The organism is Pseudomonas trutticola BRTCR10, from assembly GCF_056155105.1.
Genome location: NZ_CM149552.1, coordinates 489521 through 504252 on the forward strand (window position 1 = coordinate 489521; position 14732 = coordinate 504252).

10 protein-coding genes are annotated in these 14732 nt (G+C 60.4%); all 10 read left to right on the forward strand.

The window, feature by feature from the left end; translation table 11 throughout:
* Positions 1-39 precede the first annotated feature (39 nt).
* The 10 genes from ACVVH8_RS02130 to ACVVH8_RS02175 all read left to right on the forward strand — a co-directional run bounded on the left by ACVVH8_RS02130 (position 40) and on the right by ACVVH8_RS02175 (position 14537).
* Positions 40-1104, forward strand: a complete 1065-nt coding sequence (locus ACVVH8_RS02130) for a pilus assembly protein PilM (protein ID WP_103305452.1) — start codon at positions 40-42, stop codon at positions 1102-1104.
* Positions 1104-1670, forward strand: coding sequence for a PilN domain-containing protein (locus ACVVH8_RS02135; protein ID WP_475228257.1), 567 nt, complete (start codon positions 1104-1106; stop codon positions 1668-1670). Before ACVVH8_RS02130 ends, ACVVH8_RS02135 begins: the two co-directional genes overlap by 1 nt.
* Entirely contained in the window at positions 1667-2290 is a 624-nt protein-coding gene (gene pilO, locus ACVVH8_RS02140; protein ID WP_103305450.1) for a type 4a pilus biogenesis protein PilO, read from the forward strand. The genes ACVVH8_RS02135 and pilO overlap by 4 nt, the downstream gene beginning before the upstream one ends.
* Positions 2287-2814, forward strand: coding sequence for a pilus assembly protein PilP (locus ACVVH8_RS02145; RefSeq protein ID WP_103305449.1), 528 nt, complete (start codon positions 2287-2289; stop codon positions 2812-2814). The genes pilO and ACVVH8_RS02145 overlap by 4 nt, the downstream gene beginning before the upstream one ends.
* 13 nt (positions 2815-2827) lie before the next feature.
* Positions 2828-4909 (forward strand): type IV pilus secretin PilQ, encoded by a 2082-nt coding sequence (locus ACVVH8_RS02150; protein ID WP_475228259.1) that lies wholly within the window; start codon positions 2828-2830, stop codon positions 4907-4909.
* Positions 4910-4913: 4 nt separating this feature from the next.
* On the forward strand, positions 4914-5432 hold the full coding sequence (gene aroK / locus ACVVH8_RS02155; RefSeq protein ID WP_045122260.1) for a shikimate kinase AroK: 519 nt from the start codon (positions 4914-4916) through the stop codon (positions 5430-5432).
* A 153-nt stretch (positions 5433-5585) separates the two neighbouring features.
* Complete coding sequence (aroB, locus tag ACVVH8_RS02160) at positions 5586-6686, forward strand: 3-dehydroquinate synthase (protein WP_213027297.1); 1101 nt, start codon at positions 5586-5588, stop codon at positions 6684-6686.
* 10 nt (positions 6687-6696) lie between these two features.
* A complete protein-coding gene (locus ACVVH8_RS02165; RefSeq protein WP_475228262.1) occupies positions 6697-8289 on the forward strand; it encodes an AAA family ATPase in 1593 nt (530 codons plus the stop codon).
* A 350-nt stretch (positions 8290-8639) separates the two neighbouring features.
* On the forward strand, positions 8640-13085 hold the full coding sequence (gene gltB / locus ACVVH8_RS02170; protein ID WP_475228264.1) for a glutamate synthase large subunit: 4446 nt from the start codon (positions 8640-8642) through the stop codon (positions 13083-13085).
* Positions 13086-13118: 33 nt separating this feature from the next.
* On the forward strand, positions 13119-14537 hold the full coding sequence (locus tag ACVVH8_RS02175; protein WP_007909438.1) for an FAD-dependent oxidoreductase: 1419 nt from the start codon (positions 13119-13121) through the stop codon (positions 14535-14537).
* The last annotated feature ends 195 nt before the right edge of the window (positions 14538-14732 follow it).

Here is a 14732-nt window from a genome sequence, read left to right on the forward strand (position 1 = left end):
CAGAGTCCGTAACTCACGGAAAGTCATAGGGAATTGGTAGTGCTGGGACTCTTCAATAAAAAGACCAATACGTTACTGGGGATCGACATCAGCTCCACGTCAGTGAAGCTGCTGGAACTGAGCCGTCAGGGTGATCGCTACCGGGTCGAGGCGTATGCGGTGGAGCCATTGCCAGCGAACGCCGTGGTCGAAAAGAACATCGCCGAACTCGAAGGCGTTGGCCAGGCTCTGACCCGGGTGCTGGTCAAGGCACGCACCGGGGTCAAGAGCGTCGCGGTGGCGGTGGCCGGTTCTGCCGTGATCACCAAGATCATCGAAATGGACGCCGGGCTGTCCGACGACGAGCTGGAAAATCAGCTCAAGATCGAAGCCGACCAATACATTCCCTATCCGCTGGACGAGGTCGCCATCGACTTTGAAGTCCAGGGCGTTTCTGCGCGCAACCCCGAGCGAGTCAACGTACTGCTCGCCGCCTGCCGCAAGGAAAACGTCGAAGTCCGTGAAGCGGCGCTGGCACTCGCCGGGCTGACCGCGCGCGTGGTCGATGTCGAGGCTTATGCGCTGGAGCGCTCGTTCGGCTTGCTCGCAACGCAACTGGCCGCGTCGCAAGAGCGCCTGACGGTGGCGGTGGTCGACATCGGCGCGACCATGACCACCCTCAGCGTCCTGCACAACGGCAAGATCATCTACACCCGCGAGCAGTTGTTCGGCGGCCGGCAACTGACCGAGGAAATCCAGCGTCGTTATGGCCTGACAATCGAGCAGGCGGGGCTGGCGAAAAAGCAGGGCGGCCTGCCTGACGACTACGTCAGCGATGTGCTGCAGCCGTTTCGCGAAGCACTGGTGCAACAGGTGTCGCGTTCATTGCAATTCTTCTTCGCTTCCGGGCAGTACAACGCGGTCGATCACATTCTGCTCGCCGGTGGCACGGCGTCGGTGCCGGGGCTGGATCGCTTGATCGAGCAGCGCCTGGACACGCCGACGCAAGTGGCCAATCCATTTTCCGCCATGGCCTTGAGCAGCAAGGTCAACGCCGGAGCCCTGGCCAGTGACGCGCCGGCCCTGATGATTGCCTGCGGGCTCGCGCTCAGGAGTTTCGACTGATGGCGCGGATCAACCTTTTACCCTGGCGCGAGGAGCGCCGCGAAGAGCGGCGCAAACGCTTCCTGCTGGCGTTGATCGGCGTAGTGGCCGGTTCGGTGGGGGCGGTGTTTATCGCCGACCAGATCGTCAGCGCCGCCATCGATCGGCAAGTCGCACGCAACGATTACATCGGCAAGCAAATTGCCGTAGTCGACGAGCGGATCAAACAGATCAGTGACCTCAAGGCGCACCGCCAGCAACTGGTCGAGCGCATGCGCATCATCCAGGACCTGCAGGGCAACCGGCAGGTCAGCGGCCGAATCTTCGATCAACTGGCGCGAACGCTGCCGGACGGCGTTTATTTCACTGACGTGAAAATGGCCGGGAAGATTTTGTCGATCAGCGGCGCTGCCGAGTCGAACAACCGCGTCTCCGAGTTGATGCGCAATCTGGACGCCTCTGACTGGTTCGATGCACCGAGCCTGACTGAGGTCAAAGCGACTTCCGCCGATCAACTGGAGCAGGCCAATGTCTTTCAGTTGACCGTTCGTCAGACTCAGCCGAAGACGCTGGAGGACGACCAATGAAACCGTCCGACTGGCTGGAAAGCTTGCGCAACATCGACTTCAACGACCTCGACACCAGCAACATCGGCTCCTGGCCAGGCGCAGTCAAAGCCATCGCCGGGGCACTGCTGATGGTGCTGGTGTTGGCGCTTGGCTATAACTTTTTCATCAGTGACATGGAAAACCAGCTTGAGCTCAAGCGCGAGGAGGAAACCACGCTCAAGGAGCAGTTCGCCAGCAAGGCGCATATTTCCGCCAATCTGGAGCTGTACACCCAACAGATGAAGGAGATGGAAAACTCCTTCGGCGTGTTGCTGCGACAGTTGCCCAGCGACACCGAGGTACCGGGCCTGCTGGAAGACATCACGCGTACCGGGCTGGGCAGCGGCCTTGAGTTCGAAGAAATCAAACTGCTTCCGGAGGTCACCCAGCCGTTCTACATCGAGCTGCCGATCCAGATCACCGTCACCGGCGCCTATCACGACCTCGCCACTTTCGTCAGTGGTGTGGCCGGTTTACCGCGCATCGTTACCCTGCACGACTTCGAACTGGCGCCGGCCAATAAAGAAGGCGGGCCGAAACTGCGCATGAGCATCCTCGCCAAGACGTACCGCTATAACGACAAGGGGCTGCAGAAATGAGCCCGACTCGTTATTTCGCACTGGCAGTGGTGTTGCTGGCATTGAGCGGTTGTGGTGGTGGCGATGATTTCAGCGATCTCGATGCCTACATGAATGAAGTGCGGTTGCGCCCGGCGGGCAAGATCGAGCCCACGCCGACATTCCGCTCTTACCCGACCTTTACTTACAGCGCCGCCAACCTGCGCAGTCCCTTTTCGCGCCAGGTGCGCGTCGATCTGGCCGGGCAAAGGCACGGCTCGCGCAACGTCAAACCCGACCCCAATCGGGTCAAGCAATACCTCGAAGGTTTCAACATCGAGCAGTTCGAGATGGTCGGCACGATTGCCAACGCCACTGGCTCTTTTGCGCTGTTGCGTGGAGCTGGCGGTGTGCATCGGCTGAAAGTCGGCGATTACCTGGGACGCAACGACGGTCGCATCGTGGCCATCAGCGCCACTCAGGTCGATGTGGTCGAAATCGTCCCCGACGGCGAAGGCGCCTGGCTGGAACGTCCGCGCACCATTCCTTTGAAAGAGCACTCATAGTGGAAGTCGAACAATGAACAGGATTTTCTCCACCCTCGGTTTTTCGCTATGGATAGCGCTGATGTCGCCGATGGTACTCGCGGCCAATCTGAAGACGCTGGACGTGGCGGCGTTGCCGGGTGACCGCGTCGAACTGAAGCTGTCGTTCGATGGCCCGCCGCCGCAACCCAAGGGCTACACCACCGATTCACCGGCGCGAATCGCCCTGGATTTGCCCGGGGTTGCCAGTCGGTTGGCCAGCAAGAACCTCGACCTGGGCAGTGGCAACGCGCGCACGGCCACGGTGGTTGAGGCCAAGGATCGCACGCGGTTGATCGTCAGCCTCACCCAGCCAGCGCCTTACAACACGCGAGTCGAAGGCAACAATCTGTTCGTGGTGGTCGGTCAGGGGGCGCCGGCAAGCGCTCCCCGTCCCGCCGCTGTTGCTCCAGTGCGCGCGACTGCGGCAGGGGCTCCCGCCAAAGCGTTCGTGCCGAAAACCAAAGCCATTCGCGGCGTGGACTTTCAGCGCGGCACCGCAGGCGAAGGCAATGTGGTCATCGACCTGTCCGACCCGACCATCGCTCCGGATATTCAGGAACATGACGGCAAGATCATCCTCAGCTTCGCCCGCACGCAATTGCCCGACAAGCTGCGGGTACGCCTCGACGTCAAGGATTTCGCCACGCCCGTGCAGTTCGTCAACGCTGCTGCAACAGGCGATCGCGCGATCATTACCGTTGAGCCCAGCGGTACCTTCGACTATTCCACCTACCAGACCGACAACAAGTTGACCGTCAGCATCCGTCCGATGACCGTCGACGATCTGCAAAAGCGCAACGCCGATCGTCAGGCCTACGTCGGCGACAAGCTGTCGCTGAATTTTCAGGACATCGACGTGCGCTCGGTGCTGCAACTGATCGCCGACTTCACCAACCTCAATCTGGTGGCCAGCGATACGGTGCAGGGCGGCATCACTCTGCGTCTGCAAAATGTGCCATGGGATCAGGCGCTGGATCTGGTGCTGAAAACCAAGGGGCTGGACAAGCGCAAGATCGGCAATGTGCTGCTGGTCGCCCCGGCAGACGAAATCGCCGCCCGCGAGCGCCAGGAACTGGAGTCGCAAAAACAGATCGCCGAACTGGCACCGCTGCGCCGTGAACTGCTGCAGGTGAACTACGCCAAGGCTGCCGACATCGCCAAGCTGTTCCAGTCGGTGACCAGCGCCGAAGCGAAAATCGACGAGCGCGGCTCGATCACCGTCGACGAGCGAACCAACAACATCATTGCCTACCAGACTCAGGACCGGCTCGACGAACTACGGCGAATCGTGGCGCAACTGGATATTCCCGTGCGTCAGGTGATGATCGAGGCGCGAATCGTCGAAGCCAACGTCGATTACGACAAGAGTCTGGGCGTGCGCTGGGGTGGGTCGATCCAGAACAAGGGCAACTGGAACACTTCCGGCGTCAGTAACGGCTCGTCGACCACCATCGGCACCCCGGGCAGCACCAGCACCAATTCGCCGTTCGTCGATATGGGCACCGTCAACAATACTTCGGGGATTGGCATTGCCTTCATCACCGACAACGTTTTGCTCGATCTTGAGCTGACTGCCATGGAGAAAACCGGCAATGGCGAAATTGTTTCGCAGCCCAAGGTGGTGACTTCCGACAAGGAGACCGCGAAGATCCTCAAGGGCACCGAAATTCCTTATCAGGAGGCCAGCTCAAGTGGCGCCACTTCGGTGTCGTTCAAGGAAGCTTCGCTGTCGCTGGAGGTGACGCCGCAGATCACCCCGGACAACCGCATCATCATGGAGGTCAAGGTCACCAAGGACGAGCCTGATTACCTGAACAAAGTGCAGGATGTACCGCCGATCAAAAAGAACGAGGTCAACGCCAAAGTGCTGGTAAACGACGGCGAGACCATCGTGATTGGGGGCGTTTTCTCAAATACTCAAAGCAAGGTCGTAGATAAAGTGCCATTTCTTGGCGATGTGCCGTATCTTGGCCGCCTTTTCCGGCGTGATGTGGTTTCGGAGAAAAAATCCGAGCTGCTGGTATTTCTCACTCCGCGTATCATGAATAACCAGGCGATTGCTGTGAGTCGTTGATTCTGTGCGAAATTTGATTCTTGTAGGACCGATGGGGGCTGGAAAAAGCACCATCGGCCGATTACTGGCCAAAGAGCTGCGCCTGCCGTTCAAAGATTCCGACAAGGAAATTGAACTGCGTACGGGCGCCAATATCCCGTGGATCTTCGACAAGGAAGGCGAGCCCGGCTTTCGCGATCGTGAGCAGGCGATGATCGCCGAGCTGTGCGCGTTCGACGGCGTGGTACTGGCGACCGGCGGCGGTGCGGTGATGCGTGACGCCAATCGCAAGGCTCTGCATGAGGGCGGTCGTGTGGTGTATCTGCACGCCTCCGTCGAACAGCAGGTTGGCCGCACCTCCCGCGACCGCAACCGGCCGTTGCTACGCACTGCCGATCCGGCGAAAACCCTGCGTGATCTGCTCGCGATCCGTGATCCGCTTTATCGGGAAATCGCCGATCTGGTGGTGGAAACCGACGAACGGCCGCCGCGCATGGTCGTGCTCGACATTCTCGACCGCCTGGCGCAGCTTCCTCCCCGTTAAAGCATCGCCTGAAATGCGCTATCCTCGGCGTCCTGTCACCGCCCGCCGAGGTTGTGGCGGATGGCGTGCGAGCGGCGTCATACCCGCTATAGGCCGCAGACAACCAATAATTCAGGGCAGGACGCCTGCTTTCCATCTTCACTGTGGGGACACATGCAGACACTCAAGGTCGATTTAGGCGAGCGCAGCTACCCGATTCATATTGGCGAAGGTTTGTTGGATCAGCCCGAGCTGCTGGCGCCGCATATTCATGGGCGGCAGGTGGCAATCATCTCCAACGAGACCGTTGCGCCGCTCTATCTCGAACGTCTGACTCGCAGCCTTTCGCAGTTTTCGGTGATTTCCGTGGTTTTGCCCGACGGCGAAGCCTTCAAGAACTGGGAAACCCTGCAACTTATCTTTGACGGCTTGCTGACCGCTCGTCATGACCGCCGCACCACCGTAATCGCCCTCGGCGGCGGTGTGATCGGCGACATGGCCGGTTTTGCTGCGGCTTGCTACCAGCGCGGCGTCGATTTCATCCAGATTCCTACCACCTTGTTGTCCCAGGTCGATTCGTCGGTGGGTGGCAAGACCGGGATCAACCATCCGCTGGGCAAGAATATGGTCGGTGCGTTCTATCAGCCGAACGTCGTGCTGATCGATACTGCGTCCCTGAAAACCCTTCCAGAGCGCGAGCTGTCGGCGGGTCTGGCGGAAGTCATCAAGTACGGTCTGATCTGCGACGAGCCGTTCCTGACCTGGCTCGAAGACAATGTCGACGCCCTGCGTGCACTGGATCAAAAGGCTCTGACGTATGCCATCGAGCGCTCCTGCGCGGCCAAGGCTGCTGTGGTGGGTGCCGATGAAAAAGAAACCGGCGTACGCGCCACGCTCAATCTCGGCCACACCTTCGGCCACGCCATCGAGACCCACATGGGCTATGGTGTCTGGTTGCATGGTGAGGCGGTGGCGGCTGGCACCGTGATGGCGCTGGAGATGTCCGCGCGTCTCGGCTGGATCAGCGAGCAGGAGCGTGATCGCGGCATTCGTCTGTTCCAGCGCGCCGGTCTGCCGGTGATCCCGCCTGAAGAGATGAGCGAGGCCGATTTTCTCGAACACATGGCAATCGACAAAAAAGTGATCGACGGTCGTCTGCGCCTGGTGCTGCTGCGCCGGATGGGCGAAGCGGTAGTGACCGCCGATTATCCGAAAGAGGTTCTACAGGCCACGCTGGGAGCGGATTACCGCGCCCTGGCTCAGCTTAAAGGTTAATAAGATTCCGATGACTAGTTTGCATGCCGACGAGGCGTTTCTCGGCCATTTCCAGTTAAGTCACGACCCCTTCGCGCCTAGGGTGCCGGGCTTTAAATTCTTCCCGGCCCAGCGCAAACCGGTGCTGGGTCAACTGCATCACCTGGCGCGATACAGCCAGTTGCTGCTGGTGGTCACCGGCCCGCAGGGCAGCGGCAAGACTCTGCTGCGTCAGGCGCTGGTGGCTAGCACCAACAAGCAATCGGTGCAGAGCGTGGTGGTTTCCGCGCGCGGTGCCGGCGATGCCGCGGGCGTGCTGCGTCAGGTCGCTCAGGCGCTGAACGTGGCCCAGGCTGAAGTCGGTGCGATTCTGGATCAGGTGGTGCAACTCGCGCTGACCGGCCAGGAAGTCTATCTGCTGGTGGACGACGCCGAGCAGCTCGACGAATCCGCTCTCGAAGCGCTGATGGCGTTGGGTGCTGGCGCGCCGGAAGGTCGCCCGCATGTGTTCCTGTTCGGTGAGTCGTCGCTGATCGCTCAGCTTGAGGCTTTGCACCTTGAGGAAGAGCGTTTCCACGTCATCGAATTGCAGCCGTACACCGAAGAAGAGACCCGCGAGTATCTCGACCAACGGCTGGAAGGTGCAGGCCGGGGTGTCGAACTTTTCACCGCGGATCAGATCTCTGATATTCACGAAAGCTCCGAGGGTTGGCCGGGCAACATCAACCAGGTCGCTCGCGATGCTCTGATCGAAGTCATGATTGCCAGCCGCTCTGCGGTCAAGCGTCCAAGTATGGGGTTCAACATGCCGAAGAAACACGTATTGGCGATTTCCGCCGTCGTTGTGGTCGCGGTCGCCGCCGCCTGGCTGATGCCGGGTCGCAACAAGGCGCCAACCACCGGCGCGCCAGCCAACGAGCAGGCGCAACTGCCATTGGGTCAGGGCGCAGCGAATGGCGGCGCACCGAACGTTGAGTTCGCCGGTAATACGCAGCCGATGCCGTTGCCGCTGGTCGGCAACTCGCAGCCGGTGATGCGCGGTCCGTTGGCCGAAGCGGCTGGCGGGATCACCGAGGGTGACGACGGCGTGCCTTTGGAAGGTTCCAGCGATACACCGCCAACCGTGACCACTTCGGCACCGCCTGCCGGCGTTCCGGCCGGTCCTGCACCGACTCCGGTTCCAGTGCCAGCAGCCAAACCGACCCCGGCACCGACGCAAATCGCCACCGCCAAGCCTGCTCCGGCAGCGCCAGCGGCGAAACCGGCTCCAGCGCCAGCCAAGCCAGTTGTCGCTGCCAAACCGGCCGAGAAGCCGGTTACCGTCGCCAAAGCCGCCGGTAGCAGCTGGTACGCCGGGCAGCCGACCAGCAACTACGTGGTGCAGATCCTCGGCACCAGCTCCGAAGCGACCGCGCAGAACTTCGTCAAGGAGCAGGGCGGCGAGTACCGTTATTTCAAGAAAGTCCTCAACGGCAAGCCTCTCTACGTGATCACCTACGGCAACTTCGCCAGCCGTGATGCAGCCGTTTCTGCCATCAAGGCCTTGCCAGCGAAGGTTCAGGCTGGTAAACCTTGGCCTCGCACTGTCGCCAGCGTCCAACAGGAACTGGCAACAACTCGCTGAAGATTCGGCGGCCTTACCCAGGCCGCCTCTCCAAGCACCTCAAAATTTCTACGAGTGCGCGCCGTCTCTACAGACCGCGTGCCTTGTGGTGTCTGCGTCACAGTAGTCTTTGAGTCGTTGCGGTCAAAATTAAAAAAGTTTTGACTAGCACAGCAGATCGCTTTAAACCTTTCACAAATGCGACATAGATTTGCGACATTTCGTCGTCAAATTTGTGAGCGTCTGTGTCGCTGTGTACAATGACCACCCTTTTGCCCCCGCTAAGCCGGCGTACGTTCGGCGCGGATCGCAAGTGGTTGAATTGAAAAGAAATTTGCCTCGAAAAGAGGCAGCCTGGTGAGAAAGTGTCTATGAAAGCAGGTCTGTACCAACCAGATGAATTCAAGGATAACTGCGGTTTCGGCCTGATAGCCCATATGCAGGGCGAACCCAGTCATACCCTTTTGCAAACGGCCATTGAGGCCCTGACCTGCATGACCCACCGCGGTGGGATTAATGCCGACGGCAAGACCGGTGACGGTTGCGGTCTGCTGATTCAAAAGCCTGATGCGTTCCTGCGCGCCATTGCTCAGGAAACCTTCAGTGTCGAGTTGCCCAAGCAATACGCTGTGGGCATGGTCTTCTTCAACCAGGATCCGGCCAAGGCCGAAGCCGCTCGCGAAAACATGAATCGCGAGATCCTTGCCGAAGGCCTGCAACTGATCGGCTGGCGCAAAGTGCCGATCGACACCAGCGTCCTCGGCCGCCTGGCCCTTGAGCGCCTGCCGCAGATCGAGCAGGTGTACATCGGCGGTGAAGGCCTGAGCGATCAGGACATGGCGGTCAAGCTGTTCAGCGCCCGTCGTCGCTCGTCGGTCTCCAATGCCGTCGATTCCGACCACTACATCTGCAGCTTTTCGCACAAGACCATCATTTATAAAGGGCTGATGATGCCGGCCGATCTGGCCGCGTTCTATCCAGACCTGAGTGACGAGCGCCTGCAAACCGCGATCTGCGTGTTCCACCAGCGCTTCTCCACCAACACCTTGCCGAAATGGCCGCTGGCGCAGCCATTCCGCTTTCTCGCCCACAACGGCGAGATCAACACCATCACTGGTAACCGCAACTGGGCACAGGCCCGACGGACCAAGTTCACCAATGATCTGATGGATCTGGAAGAGCTCGGCCCGCTGGTCAACCGTGTCGGTTCCGACTCCTCGAGCATGGACAACATGCTGGAGCTGATGGTCACCGGCGGCATCGACCTGTTCCGTGGCGTGCGGATGATCATTCCGCCTGCATGGCAGAACGTCGAAACCATGGACCCGGATCTGCGTGCGTTCTACGAGTACAACTCGATGCACATGGAACCGTGGGACGGCCCGGCCGGCGTGGTCATGACCGACGGTCGCTACGCGGTGTGCCTGCTCGACCGTAACGGTCTGCGTCCGGCGCGCTGGGTCACCACCACCAACGGTTTCATCACTGTTGCTTCGGAAATCGGCGTGTGGAACTACCAGCCAGAAGACGTGATCGCCAAGGGCCGTGTCGGTCCGGGGCAGATCCTCGCCGTGGACACCGAAACCGGGCAGATCCTCGACACTGACGCGATCGACAACCGTCTGAAATCCCGTCATCCCTACAAGCAATGGCTGCGCAAGAATGCCCTGCGCATCCAGGCGACCATGGAAGACAACGACCACGGTTCGGCGTTCTACGACGTCGATCAGCTCAAGCAGTACATGAAGATGTATCAGGTCACGTTCGAAGAGCGTGATCAGGTACTGCGCCCGCTCGGCGAACAAGGCTACGAAGCCGTGGGTTCGATGGGCGATGACACGCCGATGGCCGTGCTGTCCCAGCGTGTGCGCACGCCGTACGACTATTTCCGTCAGCAGTTCGCGCAGGTCACCAACCCGCCGATCGACCCGCTGCGTGAAGCGATCGTGATGTCGCTGGAAATCTGCCTCGGTGCCGAGCGCAACATTTTCCAGGAGTCGCCGGAACACGCCTCGCGCGTGATCCTCAGCTCGCCGGTTATTTCCCCGGCCAAGTGGCGCTCGCTGATGAACCTCGACCGCCCGGGTTTCGAGCGGCAGATCATCGACCTCAACTACGACGAAAGCGTCGGCCTCGAAGCGGCGATCCGCAACGTTGCCGATCAGGCTGAAGAAGCCGTGCGTGCCGGGCGTACCCAGATCGTGCTGAGCGACCGCCATATCGCCCCGGGCAAGCTGCCGATCCACGCTTCGCTGGCGACCGGTGCAGTGCATCACCGTCTGACCGAAAAAGGCCTGCGCTGCGACTCCAACATCCTTGTTGAAACTGCGACCGCCCGTGACCCGCACCACTTTGCGGTGCTGATCGGTTTCGGCGCCTCGGCGGTGTATCCGTTCCTGGCTTATGAAGTGCTGGGTGACCTGATCCGTACCGGTGAAGTGCTGGGCGACCTCTACGAGGTGTTCAAGAACTACCGCAAAGGCATCACCAAAGGTCTGCTGAAGATTCTGTCGAAGATGGGTATCTCGACCATCGCTTCGTACCGTGGTGCGCAGCTGTTCGAAGCCATCGGTTTGTCCGAGGAGGTTTGCGACCTGAGCTTCCGTGGCGTGCCGAGCCGCATCAAGGGCGCGCGTTTCGTCGACATCGAAGCCGAGCAGAAAGCACTCGCCACCGAAGCCTGGAGCCCGCGCAAGCCGATCCAGCAGGGCGGTCTGCTGAAGTTCGTCCACGGTGGCGAATATCACGCCTACAACCCGGACGTGGTCAACACCCTGCAAGCCGCTGTGCAGCAGGGCGACTACGCCAAGTTCAAGGAATACACCTCACTGGTGGATAACCGCCCGGTGTCGATGATCCGTGACCTGCTCAAGGTCAAGACCCTCGACACGCCGCTGGACATCAGCGAAATCGAACCGCTGGAATCGGTGCTCAAGCGCTTCGACTCCGCCGGTATCTCGCTGGGCGCACTGTCGCCGGAAGCTCACGAAGCCCTGGCCGAAGCCATGAACCGTCTCGGTGCGCGTTCCAACTCCGGCGAAGGCGGCGAAGACCCGGCGCGCTACGGCACCATCAAGAGCTCGAAAATCAAGCAGGTCGCGACGGGCCGTTTCGGGGTCACCCCGGAATACCTGGTCAACGCCGAAGTGCTGCAGATCAAGGTCGCTCAAGGCGCCAAGCCGGGCGAGGGCGGGCAACTGCCGGGCGGTAAAGTCAACGGGCTGATCGCCAAGCTGCGTTACGCAGTGCCGGGCGTGACCCTGATTTCGCCACCGCCGCACCACGACATCTATTCGATCGAAGACTTGTCGCAGCTGATTTTCGACCTGAAACAGGTCAACCCGAAGGCGCTGGTCTCGGTGAAACTCGTTGCTGAAGCAGGCGTCGGCACCATCGCCGCTGGTGTGGCCAAGGCCTATGCGGACTTGATCACCATCTCAGGCTACGACGGTGGCACCGGTGCTTCGCCGCTGACCTCGATCAAATACGCGGGCGCACCGTGGGAACTGGGCTTGGCTGAAACCCACCAGACCCTGCGCGGCAATGACCTGCGCGGCAAAGTCCGGGTGCAGACCGACGGTGGCCTGAAAACCGGCCTCGACGTGATCAAGGCTGCGATTCTCGGCGCCGAAAGCTTCGGCTTCGGTACCGCGCCAATGATCGCCCTGGGCTGCAAATACCTGCGCATCTGCCACCTGAACAACTGCGCCACCGGCGTCGCGACTCAGAATGAGAAGCTGCGCAAGGATCACTACATCGGCACCGTCGACATGGTGGTGAATTTCTTCACCTACGTCGCCGAAGAAACCCGTGAGTGGCTGGCCAAGCTCGGCGTGCGCTCCCTCGAAGAGCTGATCGGTCGTACCGATCTGCTGGAAATCCTCGAAGGTCAGACCGCCAAGCAACATCACCTGGATCTGACCCCGCTGCTGGGCAGCGATCACATCCCGGCGGACAAACCTCAGTTCTGCGGCGTTGAGCGCAACCCGCCGTTCGACCAAGGCCTGCTGGCCGAGAAAATGGTCGAGATGGCGTCGTCGGCAATCAACGACATGAGTGGTGCCGAGTTCGATCTGGACATCTGCAACTGCGACCGTTCGATCGGCGCACGGATCTCCGGCGAAATCGCACGCAAGCATGGCAACCAAGGCATGGCGAAAGCGCCGATCACCTTCCGCTTCAAAGGCACGGCCGGGCAGAGCTTCGGCGTGTGGAACGTCGGCGGCCTGAACATGTATCTGGAAGGTGACGCCAACGACTACGTCGGCAAAGGCATGACCGGCGGCAAGCTGGTCATCGTGCCGCCGAAGGGCAGCGTCTATCAGACTCAAAACAGCGCCATCATCGGCAACACCTGCCTGTACGGCGCCACCGGCGGCAAGCTGTTCGCTGCCGGCACCGCAGGCGAGCGTTTCGCCGTGCGTAACTCCGGTGCCCACACGGTTGTGGAAGGCACTGGCGATCACTGCTGCGAGTACATGACCGGTGGTTTTGTCTGCGTTCTGGGCAAGACCGGTTACAACTTCGGCTCTGGCATGACCGGTGGTTTCGCCTACGTGCTCGATCAGGACAACACCTTCGTTGACCGGGTCAACCACGAACTGGTGGAAATCCAGCGGATCAGCGGCGAGGCGATGGAAGCCTATCGCAGCCACCTGCAAAACGTGCTGAACGAGTACGTCGCGGAAACCGACAGCGAGTGGGGTCGTGAACTCGCCGAAAACCTCGATGACTACCTGCGCCGTTTCTGGCTGGTCAAGCCGAAGGCTGCCAACCTGAAATCGTTGCTTTCCAGCACTCGTGCCAACCCGCAGTGATATGCGCCTGAAGAGTTTGATGAGGTTTTAACAATGGCTGAACGTCTGAATAACGACTTCCAGTTCATCGATGTCGGGCGCAAAGATCCGAAGAAGAAACTGTTGCGTCAACGCAAGAAAGAGTTCGTCGAGATCTACGAACCGTTCAAACCCCAGCAGTCGGCCGACCAGGCCCACCGCTGCCTGGGTTGCGGCAACCCGTATTGCGAATGGAAGTGCCCGGTGCACAACTTCATTCCCAACTGGCTCAAATTGGTGGCTGAGGGCAACATCCTCCAGGCCGCCGAACTGTCGCACCAGACCAACACCCTGCCGGAAGTCTGCGGCCGGGTGTGCCCGCAGGATCGTCTGTGCGAGGGTGCCTGCACCCTCAACGACGGCTTCGGCGCGGTGACCATCGGTTCGGTCGAGAAATACATCACCGACACCGCGTTCGCCATGGGCTGGCGCCCGGACATGTCCAAGGTCAAGCCAACCGGCAAGCGTGTCGCGATCATCGGTGCAGGCCCGGCGGGCCTCGGTTGTGCCGACGTGCTGGTGCGCGGCGGCGTGACCCCGGTGGTGTTCGACAAGAACCCGGAAATCGGTGGTCTGCTGACCTTCGGCATTCCCGAGTTCAAGCTTGAGAAGACCGTGCTGAGCAATCGTCGCGAAGTCTTCACCGGCATGGGCATCGAATTCCGTCTGAATACCGAAGTCGGCAAAGACGTAACCATGGAGCAATTGCTCGCCGAATACGATGCGGTGTTCATGGGCATGGGCACCTACACCTACATGAAGGGCGGCTTTGCCGGTGAGGACCTGCCGGGCGTTTATGACGCGCTGGACTTCCTGATCGCCAACGTCAACCGCAATCTGGGCTTTGAAAAGTCGCCGGAAGACTTCGTCGACATGAAAGGCAAGAAGGTTGTGGTGCTCGGTGGCGGCGACACGGCGATGGACTGCAACCGCACGTCGATCCGTCAGGGCGCCAAGTCGGTGACCTGTGCCTATCGTCGTGACGAAGCGAACATGCCCGGCTCGCGCAAAGAGGTGAAAAACGCCAAGGAAGAAGGCGTGAAATTCCTCTACAACCGCCAGCCGATCGCGATCGTTGGCGAAGACAAGGTTGAAGGTGTGAAGGTGGTCGAGACCCGTCTCGGCGAACCGGACGCCCGTGGCCGTCGCAGCCCCGAGCCGATCCCCGGTTCCGAAGAGATCATCCCGGCCGACGCCGTGGTCATCGCTTTCGGTTTCCGCCCAAGCCCGGCGCCGTGGTTCGAGCAGTTCGAGATCCAGACCGACAGCCAGGGCCGCGTCGTTGCGCCTGAGCAAGGTCAGTACAAGCACCAGACCAGCAACCCGAAAATCTTTGCCGGTGGCGACATGGTGCGCGGTTCCGACCTGGTGGTGACGGCGATCTTTGAAGGCCGTAATGCTGCCGAAGGGATTCTCGATTACCTGGGCGTCTAACCCCCGCTCGAAAGTACAACGCAGTACCTGTGGGAGCTGGCTTGCCAGCGATGCAGACACCTCGGTTTCTCAGTCAGACCGAGGTGATGCTATCGCTGGCAAGCCAGCTCCCACAGTGTTTTGTGGTGTTACAAAGTCGGTGTTCCAGCGCAATAAATTGACCCGATAGACAAAAGGCTGACCTGCATCCGTGCC

Excerpts from the sequence above, each read along its gene's own strand:
- ACVVH8_RS02150 (WP_475228259.1), top strand. The coding sequence starts at position 2,828 with ATGAACAGGATTTTCTCCACCCTCGGTTTTTCGCTATGGATAGCGCTG.
- ACVVH8_RS02175 (WP_007909438.1), top strand. The coding sequence starts at position 13,119 with ATGGCTGAACGTCTGAATAACGACTTCCAGTTCATCGATGTCGGGCGC.
- ACVVH8_RS02145 (WP_103305449.1), top strand. The coding sequence starts at position 2,287 with ATGAGCCCGACTCGTTATTTCGCACTGGCAGTGGTGTTGCTGGCATTG.
- gltB (WP_475228264.1), top strand. The coding sequence starts at position 8,640 with ATGAAAGCAGGTCTGTACCAACCAGATGAATTCAAGGATAACTGCGGT.
- ACVVH8_RS02165 (WP_475228262.1), top strand. The coding sequence starts at position 6,697 with ATGACTAGTTTGCATGCCGACGAGGCGTTTCTCGGCCATTTCCAGTTA.
- pilO (WP_103305450.1), top strand. The coding sequence starts at position 1,667 with ATGAAACCGTCCGACTGGCTGGAAAGCTTGCGCAACATCGACTTCAAC.
- ACVVH8_RS02135 (WP_475228257.1), top strand. The coding sequence starts at position 1,104 with ATGGCGCGGATCAACCTTTTACCCTGGCGCGAGGAGCGCCGCGAAGAG.
- aroB (WP_213027297.1), top strand. The coding sequence starts at position 5,586 with ATGCAGACACTCAAGGTCGATTTAGGCGAGCGCAGCTACCCGATTCAT.